This is a genomic window from Glutamicibacter sp. TV12E, from assembly GCF_052441935.1.
Taxonomy (GTDB): domain Bacteria; phylum Actinomycetota; class Actinomycetes; order Actinomycetales; family Micrococcaceae; genus Glutamicibacter.
Genome location: NZ_JBQVVF010000001.1, coordinates 2594196 through 2609365, shown reverse-complemented (window position 1 = coordinate 2609365; position 15170 = coordinate 2594196). Strand labels below are relative to the sequence as shown.

Genomic DNA, 15170 nt, shown 5'->3' with positions numbered 1-15170 from the left:
CGTCCGGCTAGTAGGCGATTTCCTGCCCCTCGATTTCTGCGAACCACTGCACTGTCCCGCCATCCAGGCTGTAGATCTTGCCGGTTCCCGCCTGTTGCCGCGACATATGGCTGGCGGCCTTTTGGGAACGGACACCGCTCTTGCAAACCATCACGATGATGCCGGCATCGCGTGGTATTTGCGCATTCTCTCCTGCCAGCAATCGATCCAGTGGCACATGAACGCTGTGTGGAATCGCGGCGATCTCCCGCTCCCACGGCTCGCGCACATCAACGACGAGCACCTCGTTATCCCGTTGCATTGCAGCCAGCTCATGCACGCTCAAGCTGGCGAAAGGATCTTCAATGGCGCAAGCGACCGGCTGGTACTGGCCCAGCTGGACGACTCGCTCGCGCTGCGGGTCGGCGACAAATTCCAAGGACCGCACACTGGCAGCCAAGGCATCGTAGAGCCAGAGCTTGCCGCTGAGCGTGAGGCCAATACCTGTAATCAGCTTGAGCGCTTCGGTGCTCATTACCGAACCCACCACTCCGCACAGTGCTCCGAAGACACCGCCTTCGGCACAACTCGGAACCGAATCAGCATCCGGGATTTCCGGGAAGATATCCCGCAGCATCGGGCCGGTTCGCGGGTCAAAAACCGATACCTGGCCCGAAAACTGGAAGAGCGTGCCCCACACTAGCGGGGTCCCGGTGATTTCGGCTGCGTCGGAGGCGAGGTATCTCGTGGCGAAGTTGTCACTGCCATCAATGACAAGGTCGTAGGCGGCGAAAAGCTCCAGGGCGTTGTCTTCGCTGAGGCGCTGGTTGAGCGGGTCAATGACGACAGTGCTGTTGTGTTCGGCGGCCAGCCTCTGCACGGAATCGACTTTTGGCCGGCCGACATCGGATTCGCGATGCATGATCTGGCGCTGCAAGTTCGACAGCTCTACCGAGTCATCATCGAGTACGCCGATCCGGCCTACTCCGGCGGCAATCAGATAACTGGCGATGGGACTGCCCAGTCCCCCGGCGCCAATGATCAGGACCTTGGCGTTGATGATGCGCCGCTGGCCCTTTTCGCCTACCCCGGGCAAGGTCAAATGCCGTGAATAGCGGGCCAGCTGGCCCGGATAGATCCCTGCGGCAGGTTCGCAGAGCGGTTCGCGCAGCATTAGAATTCCCCGACCAAAGTTTGCATCATTCCCTCCGTGGGCGAGGATGCAAGTGCGGTATCGCGTCGTGGAATCCTGCCCGCCAAACGGGCCGCGCGGCCAGCTCGCACAGCGTCCCTCATGGCCGCGGCCATGAGCGGAGCGTTATGCGCGCGAGTCACGGCGCTGGCCAGCAGCACGGCATCGCAGCCTAGTTCCATGGCCAGTGCCGCATCGGAGGCTGTTCCCACCCCGGCATCCAGGATCACCGGAACATTGGCACGAGAAACAATGGTGGAAATATTGTGCGGGTTCAAAATTCCCAGTCCTGAACCGATTGGAGCGCCAGCAGGCATGATGGCTGCCACGCCGGAATCCTGGAGCCGCTGCGCCAGTGCAGGGTCATCATTCGTGTAGGCGAAGACCTGGAATCCATCGGCCACAAGCTGCTCGGTTGCCGAGTACAGTTCCAGCGGATCCGGCAGCAAGGTGTGCTCGTCGGCAATCACTTCAAGTTTGATCCAGTCCGTTTCCAAAGCTTCGCGGGCCAGCTGCGCGGTCAGTACCGCATCACGGGCGGTGAAACACCCTGCGGTATTAGGCAAAGGAATGACGTTGTTGCGCTGGAGCAACTCATAGACGTTGCCTGCCCCGGCGGCAGAGAAATGGCGGATGGCAACGGTGGTCAATTCCGTGCCAGAAATTGTGAGCGCGCTATCCAGCGTAGCTAAAGAGGTAGCCCCTCCGGTGCCCAGGATAAGCCGCGAAGAAAGGGTGCGCCCGGCGACGACAAAAGGATCGTTGTTGAGATCCAGCTCGGTGAATTCTTGCGATTCCATGCTTAGCCTCCCTGGGCTGCGGTAACGAGTTCTATGCTGTGCCCGTCTTCAAGTGCTTTGCTGTTCCAGCTGCTGCGGGGAATGACTGCGCCGTTCACGGCCGCGGCCACCCCGAGCTTGCTGCCGTCGACTGCTTTTGAATCTGCGTCGAGTTCCTTGCCGATTTGCGCGCTGATAAATTCGCGCAGGCTGGTACCGGCCTCCAGCTGAACTTGCTGGGAATTAAAAATGATGCTGATCGATGTCATCCGAATTGCTCCAGTGCGGCGGTTGCGGAAAGTGTTGAAAAACGTTGCGGATCAACGTCATTCAACAGTGGATTTCTTTTATTGTTTTCGGCGAGATCCGCAGTCAGTACGGATCCCAAGGGGCTGAGCAGCACCCCATGGCGCGAATAGCCAGTGGAGAGCACCAGCCCCGGGTCAATGCGCCCGATCAGCGGGCGGTCATCGGCGGTTGCCGGCCTTGGCCTGGCGATGACTTCGTTCAGTGAACAGTCGATAATTCCCGGGACAAGCCTGCGGGCGTTGTCGAGCAAGTTGTACATGGCGCCCACATTGACTTCCGGGTTCCGGTCTTCCCGAACGCTGGCACCGAGCACGAGGCTTCCGTCCTTGCGCGGAACCAGATACACGTTCTGGCGGTGGACAATGCCTCGAATAATCCTGGTCAGCAGGGCGGGGCCCGGCGGGCTTTGAATCCGCAGTATGTCGCCGTGAACCGGGCGCAATGGCAGCTTGGCCAGCCCTTTCACGGTGCCCAGCGCGGTGGCGATGATGGTTTGATCAGCTGCGAAAATTTTTCCTGAGGCCGTGCGAACGGCGCAGGTGCCTGATCCTTCAGTGATCAGCTCTTCGGCCTGCTCATGGACCAGGTCATTGTGAAAGTGCTGGAGCAGGATGCGCACGACGGAACGAGGATCGATCTGGTGGTCTTCAGCGCAGAGCACCGCCCCGGAAATATTGCTGGCCAAGGCTGGTTCCAAGGACCTGGCTTGGCTCGGCAGCAGTTTTGTGGCGGACAATCCCAATGAGTTCTGCAGCTCCACGAGATCGTGGAGCGCTTCGCGGTCGGCCGGTTCAGCCGCGACGACCAGGGTTGAGCTTTGCAGGTAGTCAGGGCGCACGCCCGTGGCCGCTTCCAGGCGATCAACGAACTGGGGGTAGCGAGCGCTGGACGCGGACAGCAGCTGGTGCAGGGGGCCTTGACCCCAGACCGTTTCGGCAGCTGGGGCCAGCATCCCGGCGGCTGCGTAGCTGGCGCCCTGGCCAGGTGCCGGGTCGATGATGGTGATGGTGTGGCCACGTGAACTGAGCTCGAATGCGGTGGCTAGGCCGATGATTCCGGAGCCAACAATGTTGACATGCACAGTGGCACGCTTCCTTCCTACGGCGGCATGACCCGCATCAGGTGTAGCGGTCGGCTCAGTGCCCTCTCAGCCTGGTCGATTTCAGGCTCCCGCGGAGTAATTGCGATTATAAGCATGAGGCAGCCCCGAAAAGCGAACTGCCGTTGACTTAGTCCCGTCATCTTTTGTGATGTACTTACCGACATGGCACAACAGGAATATCCCGCAGAATTGCCGGTCGATTCTCGACTGTTCAGAGCGGTTGCCGGTCTGGAACAGCTGCTGCTCACAGCCTCGATGCGTGGCAACCGAAAATTGCTTGGCGAAATCCTGCATGAGAACTTCTTCGAAATCGGCGCCAGCGGAAGAACATACGACAGGAACCAAGTCATAGAATTGCTGGCTACTGAAGATCCTTCCGCTGAGCGGTTGCGCGTTAGCGAGCCCTCGGCAATCCGGTTATCAGAAAACCTCATCCAGTTGCGCTGGAAGGCCAGCGGCCATCGCCCGGCACTTCGCAGCTCATTATGGTTCCGCGAGCAAGGCAAGTGGCAGATGCTGTTTCACCAAGGCACGCTCACAGGCCACGGCCCAAGCAAGCTCGCCGGGCCTGGCAGCGTCCGGGCAACAGGCGTTGCCGAGGAATTTGGCGTGAGGCAGCTCAGCGCCTTGGATGCCGGCTCCGTATACGAGGCGTTCATTTCCCATCCGGATATGCGGCGCCAAGGCGATGCCGATACGCCTGAAAAAGCACGGGCCTACGTAGACGCCCTGTTGTACGGCGAACAAAGCCAATTCCCGTTGGCGATCACCGCCAATGACCGGTTGATCGGGCTGGCTTGCGGGACGCTGGATCATTCAAATGCCAATGCATGGATTTGGTACTGGATGCATCAGGAGTATCGCGGTCGTTCGCTCACAACGAGGGCAGTTGCCACACTGGCGAATTATCTTTTTGATGATCTTGATTTCTACCGCCTGGAACTTGGCCTGCGCGCCAATAATCCCGGATCACGCAGCGTGGCCGAGAACAATGGTTTTCTGCGTGAAGGAACCGAGCGGGGCAAATTCCTTGTCGACGGTGAACGCATCGACGTCTACACCTACGCCCGGCTACGAACGGACCCGCCCGGCGCTGCAGCTCCGCTTCCACTTCGCCTGGCCTAGAGCGGGGCCCAGACGCAGAAACGTCGCGGGATCCTTGGTGGATTCCGCGACGCTCCTAATGTCCCCTTAGGTTCTGTCCGGGATGGTTATATGCCTGGCGACGTCGGCGGTGCCGGTGGTACCGAATCCGGGCCGTTGGAGCTCAGCTTGTCGGTATCGATCTTATTGAGTGTGCGAGCTGCTGCTTCGCGGCCGCCAAGCCCGAAGGCCAAGGCCGCTGCCAGAGCTGCGCCGATGACAATTGCGCCGAAGGCCATGTTGATGATCGAGTCCGCAATACCCATGTATTTCAGGCCCATTGCAACGAACAGTGCAATGGCCGTGTAGCGGATAATCTTCGACGCAGTGGTGTCGCCCATGAACTTGCCGATCACGTTAGCGACGACGAAGCCTGCGGCAACGATTGCTGCACCGAAGAGGATCTTGCCACCCAGTTCCAGAATCTCATTGAGGATATTGGTGATTGCCGGGAAGTTCAGCATCTGCGCTGCCATCACACCGAAGAACAGCACGATAGCAATCTTCACGATGCCCGCGATGATGCCCGATGCGCTCTTGCCTTCTGGAACAACGCCCCAGCCGGCAACGACGCGATCAGTGCCTACACCGTGCAGGGTGGATTCCAGCAGCTGTCCAACAAACTTTGCAATCAGGAAGCCAACTGCCAACAGCACCAGTGCCATGATGACCTGTGGGATGGCGGTGAAGACTAGCTGAAGCATTTGCTCAGCAGGCTGCGAAATGGCCGCGATTCCCAGGACCTGCAGTGCAGATATGGCAACAACCAGAAGGATCAAGGCGAAGACGATATTCGCGATGATATCGACGATTTTTGCTTGGGCCTCGCGAGACTGGACTTCATCCACCGGCTCATCCCCTGGAGTCAGCTTGCGGACCAGTCCGCTGAAGTCGACTGTTCCCAGGCCAGTGGTCAATAGCTGACGAACAATGTTTGCGATGACGTAGCCAATGAAGAAGATAAAGCCGGCGCCGATGAGGTTCGGGATGAATGCCATGATTCCGCCGAGCAGGCCCTGAACTGGCGTAAGAACTTCAGAAAGTGCAAAGACCTGAAGGATTGCGACGAGGCCAAAAAGCCAAACAATCAGTCCAGCGACCTTGCCAAGAGATTGGCCTATTTGAGCTCCGTCGTTTCCTTGCTTCTGCAGGAATTTCACCCTGGTCACTAGTTTGGCTGCAGCCCAGCGAACTATTCGCGCCACAAGCCACGTAATGATGAGAATGACCAGCGCAATGGCTACCTTTTGTAGCATTGACGCCCAGTCGATGTTGCCTAAGACGTTCTCAGTTTGCATGTCTGCTCCTTCAACGTAGGGACACCTTGACCCTACGATGAAGGACCAGCTCTGACTAGGGCAAAGAGTTGAATTTACAGCCTGATTCATTGTATTTACACAGCCCCAACTGCGAAAACAGCACCTTTTAGACTAGGATTCAACTAAAACCGCAGAAAGTAACCTTAAACACTACTGAAACGCAAAAAATTTGAAAGTTCTCAAATCGTCAATTCCGTGAATTTCCTTGGAGTGACTTGTAGTTTCTACTTTCCAGCGCTAGCTCACGAGTATAAAAGTTGAGCCTTAACTATTTATTCAGCAACTTCACTGACGACCGAAGCCCCGAGTTCGACCGTGCGTGAGACAGTGCAATATTTATCGTGCGACAACTTCACAATTCGCTCGACCATGCTGGCTGCTTTGCGGCCCTCTTCAGTATCAGGGAACTTCAAATCGAACCCGAGATGAATGTCATCCATGCGGCTGGCACCGCCTTCGGAAATCTTGTAGCCGCTGGCGCGCACATCAAATTTCTCTGGCTCGCTGCGACGAGTCGTCGCCACGTCAACATCAATTGACGAGCAGCCAGCAATAGCTGCGAGCATCAGCTCCACCGGTGTCAGCAGTCCATCACCCTGGCCAAATTCAACGCTTGCCCCTGTTGCAAGGCTGGTGGCTGTGTACTTGCTCGATTCGGTGCGCTGAACAATAACTTCACGAATTTCTCGGCTGTTTTCACTCATGAAACTATCGTGCCACGCTATCCACTCGCGAGATGTCATGGCGCCATAAAAGCCTCGGTGAAGACTCATTAACAGCTATTGGCATCTGCCGGAACCCGCAGCTTTGGAAAAACTCGATGGCAAGTGTCCGTTGCGCGTCCAAATGAACGCCAGCTTCAGGGCTATGTTCGATGATGTGGCTCAGGAGCAATCTGCCCACTCCATGGTGGCGATCAGCATGCCTCACCCAAAGAATTTCAATTTCCGAATCATTCCAAGCGGCGTAGCCCAGAATCCGATCGCCTTGTTGGGCAATTCGCACGTACAAAGTTTGCGAATATATGGATTCTAGAGCCGTAGCCACGGCATCGAGGTCATGTGCCGAGAGGAAATCATGGCGGCATTCAACAGAGCTTTTCCAGACATCTAACAAGTCCGGAACTTCATCGATGCTCGTCCATTCGCGAAGGACAATCGAGTCTTCCATAAGCTGTTTCCTGCTTTCGAACAACTAACCACCATGCTTGAAGGAAATCTAATCGCAGATCAGAATTTACTCAACAACTATTTTCAAGAATCAATCGGATTAGTAGTGGTGGATAGCGATGATCCAGGCGGCTACTTCGACAAAGGCAAACGCTGGACTCGTTCTGCCCAAGCCCGAATTTCATGCGCCACTAACGCCGGTTGTTCAATATGCACGTTGTGCCCAGCCGATTCAATAACTTTTAAATGCAAATCCGGATAGCGCATTGTTAATCGTTGAGGATCCTCGAATCCGGTGACATGATCATCCCTGCCGCAGACGATTGAGACTGGAATAGAGAGCTGATTCTCGCGATGAAGCGGCAGCGGTTCAAGGAAATAGCGCTTGGCAAGCTTGGCCATGGCCCTCAAATTAGCCGACAAAATTCCGGGCAGAACCCATTTCGAGAATTCTTGCCATGCATCCCGAGTTTGGATGACGGCAACATCGGCGAATAGCTCAGCGTCCCTCTTGCTCAGGGACAGAAACAATTCCTGATCGTGGATGGCCACAGCACGTTCTGGAAGCGTCCGCTGCTCGCTATCCGGGTACACCGCCGGAGCAATGAGGAATATCCCTTGCACAGCATCACCGAATCTGTCAGCGATCTCTTGGCATAGGAGCCCGCCCATTGAATTGCCCAGTACAGCGAACAGCCCATCGCCGATGATGGAATGAATTTCGCTCTCCAGCCAATCCGCCAGCTCAGGAAGTCCTCCAGCATTGGAAAGTGGATCGCGTTCCCCGAAGCCAGGCAAATCGATATAGTGGCGTTCGAAGGTCCCGTTTTCGGCGAGCGCCCCATCCAGCGGCAACAGGATGCGATGGTCCACCCCATTACCGTGAATCATGAATAGCGGTAAACCATTGCCCTGGATCTTGTGCATCGGGTGTCGCTCATTTCTTTCGTCATAACTGGTCCAGGCTTGCTGGGACAGGACCCTGGCCAGGTGTTCACAGGGTCGTCCTGGCCCTTCCAATACGCGTGAGTTTTCAGGCTCTCACTGCTCTTGCCCGAAAGCGACATGGATTTTTGGCAATCTGCTATGGCTAGCTGTTAGCGGCAGGGGCAGGCAAGATACAGAATTCGTTTCCCGACGGATCCAAAAATACTCGCCAGGGAATCTCGCCCCATTCGTGATCAAGTTCAGTTCCACCCTGTTCTTGAACCATTTCCACAATTTGCTTGGTGTCATCTTTCGGCTCCAGCCGCAGATCGAGATGGACCGAAGACTTGACTGCAGTTTTAGGCTGCGTTTCGGGAACCACCCTGATTAGCGCTCCGGTACCGCTAGGGTGCACAAGGACGGTCGGGTCCTGGAGATCAATGCGGAAACCGGTGAGCTTTGCCCAAAACTGCGCGTCTCGTTCTGGCTCGGCGCTGTGCAATTCCACGGCGCATAAATTCATCGGGCGCGCTCTTTCGGCAGAACCATCCAGGACGAAGTACTGCCGGCCCGCGATGTCATTGCGTTCTTCGCGAGGCGGATTCCGCTTGCCAACATCCGATGATGCGATACGGCCGCTGGAAGCTAATACCGGAAAGACTCGTTGTGAAGCGGGTTCGGGATCGCTGACCGTGGGAAAACATAAATCCAGATATCGTCCGCCGGATAATTGAAGCCGGGTTTCCAGCCCTCCTTCGTTGTCCGTAAAGGTTTCGGTATCCAGCAATTCTTCCCAATACTTGCCCTGCTCGTGTGGCACCGCAGCATCAAAAACCAGATTCTCCCAGTACATCTAACCTCACTCATTCTTGTGCCGGCAGCTGGCGCCTTTCCAGCTGCCTAATGGCCCGCCGCACCCAACTTCATTGCGGCGGGACCAATATCAGCGGTGACTATTTTCTACCCCTGGCGCCATGCGCTTAGCTGCTGGGAAGAAACTTCGGCCAGCCATTTCTGCCACAGCGGCCCAAAACTCACGCGTCGCACTCCAAGTTTGCGCAAAGCAGAAAGGTCTCCGGCCGCGTGCGCCGTGACCGGGTGAGCAGTGACATTCACGGGAATCGAGACAGCTTGAACAGCTTGTTCCACTTGATCTGCTGTTGAGAGGGCCACCGGGTAAACGCTGCGGGCACCGGCTTGTTCAAGCAGCTTGATTCGCTCGATAGCTTCAGCAAAAGGGTCCGCGAAGTGCTCGGTAAGTTTCACCGCGTCGGTGCGCCCATTGATCACAAAATCCACACCGGCTGCATCCGCGGCTGCTCGAACGCCGTGGATGTAGTCTGCATGTTCTTGGCGGGCACGCACTCGCTTGCCTTCCCTGTGCACGACATCTTCAATATTGACCCCCACCGCGCCTGCCGCGAATACACGCTCGAACAATTCTTGCGGGCTCAGGCCATACCCGGATTCCACGTCTGCACTCACGGGTACGGCAACCGAAGAGGTAATACGCTGGACTGCAGCAAGGTAGTCGGCAAAATCCATCTTTTCCCCGTCAGCACTACCGATGGAATCTGCAACCGGATGGCTGCCAATTGTCAGGCTGGCGAACCCGGCATCGGCGGCCAATGCGGCACTGAAGGTATCCCACACTGTGGGCATGACCAGAAGATCACCAGATTCATGCTGGTTCGCCAGTGTCCGGGCACGTTCTTTAAAATCCGACAAAGCTGCCTCCTGAAGAAAGTGGTTCGATCCCAGTCTACGGAGCCTGAACCACTTGCCAACAGGTCAAAAGCAATTTTCAGCCTCAGGCTGATGCAGCCACTGTGCCTAGTGGCTTGACCATGATCAAACACGGGGTCCCAGGTCCCCAAAGCTCGGTTTCTTCCAGTGAAAGGAACCCCAGCTTTTCGTAGAATCTTCTCGTCATGGCATAGCCGGCATCAGGATGCGAAGCACCTAGCGTCTTGACCTGCATCAGCCGGACGTTGCCGGCGAGCGCGTCGCGCTCAATGGCCGCAACAAGTTCGCTGCCGATTCCTAGTCCATGGTGCGCCCGATCCACCACGATCAGGTGAATCTCGATGGCTTGCGGGAAGTGGCGATCTACCAGGGCCACTGCGAGAACCTGCTGCTGGGCATCGCGAACAGTCCAGGTTTCCTTGGAGCACGCCGCCTGGATGTATTGCTCGTTAGATTCTTGCTGGGCAAACCATTCGGACACGCTGGCTAGCAGTCGTGCAACGTCCTCCGGCACGGGTTGATCACGCTTCGCAATAATTTCGTTGGGAATCATTGATCCATTGCCCCTTCACCGGATTCAGGCGCATTCAAGGCATAAACCAGCGACTCTTTCCTTCCTTCAGTTGCCGGTTCAGTGGCCACCCGGCGCTGGACGAATCTAAATCCAGATTTTTCCAAGACGCGAACGGAGGCAGCATTCCCGGGGTCGCAGGTGGCTTCAACCCTGATGAGACCCAATTTTTCGAACCCCAACTTGAGCAGCAAATTTGCGACTTCAGTAGCAAAACCTTGACCCCAATACTCCTGGTTCAAGGTATAGCCCATCTCCCCTGTCCTTCCCGTTTCGCCAGTTCGCCAAATGGCGGCGGAACCTATGACCTTCCCCTCCACCATCACTGCCGCCATGAGGCGTCCGGGCTGCAGCTCCATCGCATCGGCGAGGAACTCCTCGGTTTCAGCGAGAGTGTTTGGCCCCCAGGTGCTATAGCGGCAGACCTCGGGATTTGATGTGTAGGCGTGAACAGCCACAAGGTCGCTTCTGAGGAATTCTGCGAGCTCGACTCTTCGGCCAACCGCCACGACGCGCCGGGATCCGGCTAGAGCCGATGCCGGTCTTTGCCAGTTTTGGTCTTCAGATCCAGATTTGATGACTCATTCCCTAGGTTTGTCGGAGCGTTTGCGGATGAAGCGCCGCAGCCTGGTGCCAGGTTCGGGGCCAGACCCTATCTGACTCCACAGCTTACCTGTGAGGATATTTCGCAGCTGTTAAGCGCGTTTGAGATTCTGAGTTGTTTTTGGAATCGTGGCACCCACATGCCCTGACCTTGGTATGTCCGCAACCGGAAGGAGAGCCACCGTGCTCGCACTGACCGATCAAGCAGCATCCATCGTGACAGCTATCGTCACCAACCAGTCCGAGGCCGAAAAGGCTGGCCTGCGCATCCACCAGGCAGAAAAGACCAATGCGCCTGAGGAAGCAGCCTTTGCCATTCAGATCGTTCCCGAGCCGGAGGAAACCGATACGGTTATTTCCGGCGAAGGCAGCCCGGTCTACCTTGATGAACTAGTGGCCGACGAGCTAGACGACAAGGTGTTGGACGCCGCCGTTGATGAACAGGGAAGCGTCAGTTTCCAAATCCTCATACAGAACTGACCCACTCTGGCTAGGAACCCCAAATGCTTCCAATGGGAGCCGCCTGTTCTGGCGGCTCCCATTGATTTTGAGGATCGTGTTCGACTGATTCGCGCATTGCCGGGTTCCGGTAAAGAATGGCCTCATGCCATTTGCCGATCAACTCATTGGCGTTCCTGTCGCCGAGCAACTTATCCGCGAGCTGCAGGACGCTGCCCCTGAGCATGCCTTGCACTCCCTGAACGCTGCAACAAAAAATCTGCCTGATTTGAGTTTGCGGGAACGCTCAGATGCACTGCGCGACGGGCTCCTGGCGGACTTCCCGGAGAACTACTCCCAGCTCGCCGACGTCATCAAGGCAGCAGCACATGAATCGCCGTCCTTCACCGGTTGGATGATCTGGCCGGTCACCTCGGCCCTGGCCACTCGTGCAGCGAGTGAAAATACGCAGCCCTCGTTCGAGGATGCAATGGACATGATGGCCTTGCTCACCCCTCGCTTGAGCTCAGAATTCGCAATCCGTGTCCTGCTCAAACACAACCTTGAGGCAGCCCTGCGTTTTGCACAGCAATGGACTGCCTCACCCGATGAGCATGTAAGGCGGCTGGCCAGTGAAGGCACCCGCCCATATTTGCCATGGGCCGTTCGCGTCCCGCAAATTATCAAGAATCCCGCGCTCACCATTCCTGTCCTGGACGCCCTGTATCAAGATCCAAGCGAGTACGTTCGACGTTCAGTCGCAAATCATCTCAATGATCTGAGCCGCCACGATCCCGAGCTAGTCCTGCACACCGCACAGCGTTGGTTGCAGGCTGCAGAATCAACCACTTTGGCCGTGGTGAAGCATGGACTTCGGACCCTGGTCAAGCGCGGCAATCCTGAAGCCCTGGCATTGCTCGGCTTTGGCACCCCGACCGTGGAGATCGATGGTCCGCACATCGCCCAACCGCAGGTGCCATGGGGCGCAGAAGTCTCTTTCACTGCAACCGTGCGCAACACCGGCGCTGAGCCAATGCCCCTTGCCATCGACTATGTGCTGCACCACCGCAAGGCCAACGGATCAACAACTGCCAAGGTTTTCAAGCTCACCACACGCACCCTGTCCCCCGGCGAAGAATTGGAGATCAATCGGTCCCATTCGTTCAGGGCGATTACCACCCGGCGCTATTACCCCGGCACCCACTCGGTGGCCCTTCAAGTTAATGGTTTGCCTACCGGAAAAACAGACTTTGAGCTGATGGCTGCTTTAACCGACTAGCGTCATTGGCGGGCCATCCGCGCATGGAGGGCAACTGGCGGAGACGAGCAGGTTTTTGTCGAGCGCTTCTCTTGTATTTTTGCCTCCAGTAGACGATTGTTCATGTTAGGAGCAAAGGAGTGCACCATGGCCATGGAAGCAGCAAGTCGCAACGATTGGGCCACGGTTCCGAACGCGATCACGCTGCTTCGCTTCTTCCTGGTCATCCCAATCTGCATTTTTTTGATCTCTGATACACGTCCTACGTTAACTGCAGGACTGTTGCTAGCCTTTGGGCTCAGTGATTGGGTGGACGGGTTTATTGCTCGCAAATTTTCCCAAGTCTCGCGCCTAGGCATATTGCTTGATCCCATAGCGGATCGCCTGGGCATCGTCGCTATCGCCGTGGCCCTCGTGGCCGGTGGATTCATCCCAGTGTGGATCGGTATGGTGATTTTCTTTACCGACTTGGTCTTGCTCTGCGCCTACTTTTTGCTGCGATTGAGCGAACCGCCAAGTTCAACCCTTCTCGGCAAGTTCCGGACAGCATTGATCATGCTGGGACTGGCCTTCGTTGCGGCCGGACGGATTGACCAACTCGCCATCTTCTATGTTCCAGGCATCTATATCCTCTATGCCGGGGCACTGCTGCACATCGTGGTGGGGTTCGGTTACCTCCGGTACATGCGAAGTGAAGCCAAAAAAGCCAATCACCCCGGTGAAGTGACCAAGCCCTAGGGGTCAATGCGATCCCATGCCTCTGCAGATAATGTGGAACGAGAATAGGCACTGCAGCGTCCGCCGCTCGGATCCAGAACTCGCGCTTGCACCGCCACAGGGCATCAATGCGAAATGATCCTACGCTGCTGCCCGGCTATTCTCCGGCCAGCAGGGTCAATTGCTGAAGTTTGGGTTTCCACAACGCCGCCCGTGCTGCAGTGAACTCGAGCTGATGCTCGCTCCCCAGCTCATCTAGCGCCCTGATGTAATCCGGGACTATTTCTCTCGGAATCCGTAAGCCCATGGTGAGGTGCGGTATCCACCGTGGACCGCGCCCGTGGATATTCAGTGCGCTGATTTCCCTGGCTGCGATTTCAAGCTCATCGGTGGTTTCCATGAGCCACGCAACGGTCTGCTTGCGCTTGGTTCCAAAAACCACGGTGCCAACTCGTCGAAGACTAGCCGGAACGGCGGCCGGAAGCAGTTGCGCCGCACGCAGCGCGACTTCATCAGATAATTCCGGTGCAAAGGTGATACTGATGTGCGGAGTTTGATTTTGCCTAGGAAAGCCACGCGATTCCAGGTCAGCAAAGATTCCCCGAAGCTGCTCTTCTTCCTGCGCTTCCAGGTACAACAGAATGTTCTCGGGTGATCTGCTCATCGTCCTACATCCGGCTACGCATTGCAGCGTTAGCGTCCTTCGGCCATCTGACGAGCTCCTTCATCCTTGGGACCGTACTTTGCAATCTTTTCATTCCACGCCGCAAGTTCTTGACCAGAACTACGCCCAACGCTCCCGGAACACTGACGGCGCATCTGCTGCCGAAAACATGGCTGCTGGCTCGTGGTTCCCATGCTGTGATGATAGCAAGCACCCGGAAAGCGGAAAGTGCAAGGAATGCCGAGGCCCGTTGGTTGACGGTGCGGTCGATCAGGGACAGGATGAGCCTTGGAAGCACTGCTTCCAAAGACATTGAACGACCCCATGCAGCCGCAGGTTCGCAATCATTCAACGAGGTGCTTCAGACATGGCAACATATGCAATCAATGGTGTTCAGCTGGTCGCGGAAAGCTTTGGCGACCCCGCCGATCCCCTCGTGCTATGCGTTGGCGGGACGACCATGCTCTCCTGGCCTGATCCGTTGTGCGAAGCACTTTCCTCTTCCGGCCGGCATGTAGTCCGCTACGACCTGAGAGATAGCGGCCAATCGACGACGCTGGACCCGATGAATCCCTCATATTCCTTGCGCGATCTCGCTAATGACGCCGCATTTCTTGCCCAGGCCTTGGACCAGCGGCGGGCGCACCTGGCCGGCATCGGTGTAGGTGGCATGGTTGCGCAAGTTGCCGCCTTGGAGCATCCCGAAGCGTTTTCGGCGCTCACCTTGTACGGGACAAGGCCTGTCGCACCAGGCCCCGTAGATAACGATCTTCCGGATCATGATCAAGCCACCATAGGCCAATTGTTTTCTCGCCCGATGCCGGATTGGGCCGATCGCGAGGCAGTGGCCGAACATGCTGCGCAAGCAGCCAGCATCTTGGGCAATGATCCACACGAGGCCCGGCGCCTGGCAGCGCGCATTTGGGACCGCACGCCAGATCCTTCCGCGTCGGTCCACATGGCCAACCAGCTTGGCATGGTCTTTTCACGACTCGACTGCACTCCGCGTTGGCGCGAACGCCTTGGCGAGATCACGCAATCGACGCTGGTGATCCACGGAGCCAAGGACCCGTTCTTTCCAGTCGGCAACGGGCAGGCCTTGGCACGCGAGATTCCCGAGGCCAGATTGCTTGTGCTGGAGCAGGCATCTACTGCCCTTCCTGGGGCAGCGGTTTCCCAGGTCGCCCAGGCAATGCTTGAGTTGACCTCCCTGCCCTAGACAATGGCCACGCTCTTGGGCATTGTTGTTCAAGC

At 56.8% G+C, this 15170-nt stretch carries 18 protein-coding genes and 1 riboswitch; of the genes, 5 read left to right on the top strand and 13 right to left on the bottom strand.

Annotated features, from left to right (window positions below):
* Positions 1-7: 7 nt before the first annotated feature.
* The 4 genes from ACT7DV_RS12305 to thiO form a co-directional block, all read right to left on the bottom strand.
* The gene (locus tag ACT7DV_RS12305; protein ID WP_444662906.1) at positions 8-1153 is read right to left on the bottom strand and encodes a ThiF family adenylyltransferase; all 1146 of its coding nucleotides are present in this window, start codon (positions 1151-1153) and stop codon (positions 8-10) included.
* On the bottom strand, positions 1153-1971 hold the full coding sequence (locus tag ACT7DV_RS12300) for a thiazole synthase (protein WP_444662904.1): 819 nt from the start codon (positions 1969-1971) through the stop codon (positions 1153-1155). Before ACT7DV_RS12300 ends, ACT7DV_RS12305 begins: the two co-directional genes overlap by 1 nt.
* Before the next feature lie 2 nt (positions 1972-1973).
* Positions 1974-2219 (bottom strand): sulfur carrier protein ThiS, encoded by a 246-nt coding sequence (gene thiS, locus ACT7DV_RS12295; RefSeq protein ID WP_444662902.1) that lies wholly within the window; start codon positions 2217-2219, stop codon positions 1974-1976.
* A complete protein-coding gene (thiO, locus tag ACT7DV_RS12290) occupies positions 2216-3340 on the bottom strand; it encodes a glycine oxidase ThiO (RefSeq protein ID WP_444662900.1) in 1125 nt (374 codons plus the stop codon). Before thiO ends, thiS begins: the two co-directional genes overlap by 4 nt.
* A riboswitch (TPP riboswitch) is annotated at positions 3338-3443 on the bottom strand. It overlaps the preceding gene by 3 nt.
* An 80-nt stretch (positions 3444-3523) precedes the next feature.
* Here thiO and ACT7DV_RS12285 point away from each other — a divergent pair.
* On the top strand, positions 3524-4486 hold the full coding sequence (locus ACT7DV_RS12285) for a GNAT family N-acetyltransferase (protein WP_444662898.1): 963 nt from the start codon (positions 3524-3526) through the stop codon (positions 4484-4486).
* Between the two features lie 86 nt (positions 4487-4572).
* Here the strand turns inward: ACT7DV_RS12285 and ACT7DV_RS12280 are convergent, their stop codons facing one another.
* The 8 genes from ACT7DV_RS12280 to ACT7DV_RS12245 form a co-directional block, all read right to left on the bottom strand.
* Entirely contained in the window at positions 4573-5802 is a 1230-nt protein-coding gene (locus ACT7DV_RS12280; protein WP_444662896.1) for a mechanosensitive ion channel, read from the bottom strand.
* 293 nt (positions 5803-6095) lie between these two features.
* Positions 6096-6527: an OsmC family protein gene (locus ACT7DV_RS12275; RefSeq protein WP_444662894.1), complete on the bottom strand. Its 432-nt coding sequence runs from the start codon at positions 6525-6527 to the stop codon at positions 6096-6098.
* A 4-nt stretch (positions 6528-6531) separates the two neighbouring features.
* Positions 6532-6993: a GNAT family N-acetyltransferase gene (locus ACT7DV_RS12270; RefSeq protein WP_444662892.1), complete on the bottom strand. Its 462-nt coding sequence runs from the start codon at positions 6991-6993 to the stop codon at positions 6532-6534.
* A gap of 131 nt (positions 6994-7124) precedes the next feature.
* On the bottom strand, positions 7125-7919 hold the full coding sequence (locus ACT7DV_RS12265; protein WP_444662890.1) for an alpha/beta fold hydrolase: 795 nt from the start codon (positions 7917-7919) through the stop codon (positions 7125-7127).
* A gap of 163 nt (positions 7920-8082) precedes the next feature.
* Positions 8083-8706, bottom strand: coding sequence for a VOC family protein (locus ACT7DV_RS12260; protein ID WP_444662888.1), 624 nt, complete (start codon positions 8704-8706; stop codon positions 8083-8085).
* A 173-nt stretch (positions 8707-8879) separates the two neighbouring features.
* Positions 8880-9647 carry an isocitrate lyase/PEP mutase family protein gene (locus ACT7DV_RS12255; protein ID WP_444662886.1) on the bottom strand — a complete coding sequence of 256 codons (768 nt, stop codon included), beginning with the start codon at positions 9645-9647 and terminating at the stop codon, positions 8880-8882.
* A gap of 82 nt (positions 9648-9729) precedes the next feature.
* Positions 9730-10218: a GNAT family N-acetyltransferase gene (locus tag ACT7DV_RS12250; RefSeq protein WP_444662884.1), complete on the bottom strand. Its 489-nt coding sequence runs from the start codon at positions 10216-10218 to the stop codon at positions 9730-9732.
* Positions 10215-10745, bottom strand: coding sequence for a GNAT family N-acetyltransferase (locus tag ACT7DV_RS12245; RefSeq protein WP_444662883.1), 531 nt, complete (start codon positions 10743-10745; stop codon positions 10215-10217). Before ACT7DV_RS12245 ends, ACT7DV_RS12250 begins: the two co-directional genes overlap by 4 nt.
* Positions 10746-11022: 277 nt before the next feature.
* On the opposite strand from ACT7DV_RS12245, the gene ACT7DV_RS12240 reads away from it, so the two are divergent.
* The 3 genes from ACT7DV_RS12240 (at position 11023) to ACT7DV_RS12230 (ending at position 13273) form a co-directional block, all read left to right on the top strand.
* Complete coding sequence (locus ACT7DV_RS12240) at positions 11023-11319, top strand: Fe-S cluster assembly protein HesB (RefSeq protein WP_444662881.1); 297 nt, start codon at positions 11023-11025, stop codon at positions 11317-11319.
* A gap of 124 nt (positions 11320-11443) precedes the next feature.
* On the top strand, positions 11444-12556 hold the full coding sequence (locus ACT7DV_RS12235; RefSeq protein WP_444662880.1) for a DNA alkylation repair protein: 1113 nt from the start codon (positions 11444-11446) through the stop codon (positions 12554-12556).
* A gap of 126 nt (positions 12557-12682) precedes the next feature.
* A complete protein-coding gene (locus ACT7DV_RS12230; RefSeq protein WP_444662878.1) occupies positions 12683-13273 on the top strand; it encodes a CDP-alcohol phosphatidyltransferase family protein in 591 nt (196 codons plus the stop codon).
* A gap of 136 nt (positions 13274-13409) precedes the next feature.
* Here ACT7DV_RS12230 and ACT7DV_RS12225 read toward each other — a convergent pair whose 3' ends face one another.
* On the bottom strand, positions 13410-13916 hold the full coding sequence (locus ACT7DV_RS12225; protein ID WP_444662876.1) for a 2'-5' RNA ligase family protein: 507 nt from the start codon (positions 13914-13916) through the stop codon (positions 13410-13412).
* A 367-nt stretch (positions 13917-14283) separates the two neighbouring features.
* Between ACT7DV_RS12225 and ACT7DV_RS12220 the strand changes: the two genes are divergently transcribed.
* Positions 14284-15135 carry an alpha/beta fold hydrolase gene (locus ACT7DV_RS12220; RefSeq protein ID WP_444662875.1) on the top strand — a complete coding sequence of 284 codons (852 nt, stop codon included), beginning with the start codon at positions 14284-14286 and terminating at the stop codon, positions 15133-15135.
* Positions 15136-15170: the final 35 nt, after the last annotated feature.

Coding starts and splice junctions, on each gene's coding strand:
- ACT7DV_RS12220 (WP_444662875.1), top strand. CDS start 14,284: ATGGCAACATATGCAATCAATGGTGTTCAGCTGGTCGCGGAAAGCTTT.
- ACT7DV_RS12265 (WP_444662890.1), bottom strand. CDS start 7,919: ATGCACAAGATCCAGGGCAATGGTTTACCGCTATTCATGATTCACGGT.
- ACT7DV_RS12285 (WP_444662898.1), top strand. CDS start 3,524: ATGGCACAACAGGAATATCCCGCAGAATTGCCGGTCGATTCTCGACTG.
- ACT7DV_RS12250 (WP_444662884.1), bottom strand. CDS start 10,218: ATGATTCCCAACGAAATTATTGCGAAGCGTGATCAACCCGTGCCGGAG.
- ACT7DV_RS12305 (WP_444662906.1), bottom strand. CDS start 1,153: ATGCTGCGCGAACCGCTCTGCGAACCTGCCGCAGGGATCTATCCGGGC.
- ACT7DV_RS12275 (WP_444662894.1), bottom strand. CDS start 6,527: ATGAGTGAAAACAGCCGAGAAATTCGTGAAGTTATTGTTCAGCGCACC.
- ACT7DV_RS12300 (WP_444662904.1), bottom strand. CDS start 1,971: ATGGAATCGCAAGAATTCACCGAGCTGGATCTCAACAACGATCCTTTT.
- ACT7DV_RS12230 (WP_444662878.1), top strand. CDS start 12,683: ATGGCCATGGAAGCAGCAAGTCGCAACGATTGGGCCACGGTTCCGAAC.
- thiS (WP_444662902.1), bottom strand. CDS start 2,219: ATGACATCGATCAGCATCATTTTTAATTCCCAGCAAGTTCAGCTGGAG.
- ACT7DV_RS12270 (WP_444662892.1), bottom strand. CDS start 6,993: ATGGAAGACTCGATTGTCCTTCGCGAATGGACGAGCATCGATGAAGTT.
- ACT7DV_RS12225 (WP_444662876.1), bottom strand. CDS start 13,916: ATGAGCAGATCACCCGAGAACATTCTGTTGTACCTGGAAGCGCAGGAA.
- ACT7DV_RS12235 (WP_444662880.1), top strand. CDS start 11,444: ATGCCATTTGCCGATCAACTCATTGGCGTTCCTGTCGCCGAGCAACTT.
- ACT7DV_RS12280 (WP_444662896.1), bottom strand. CDS start 5,802: ATGCAAACTGAGAACGTCTTAGGCAACATCGACTGGGCGTCAATGCTA.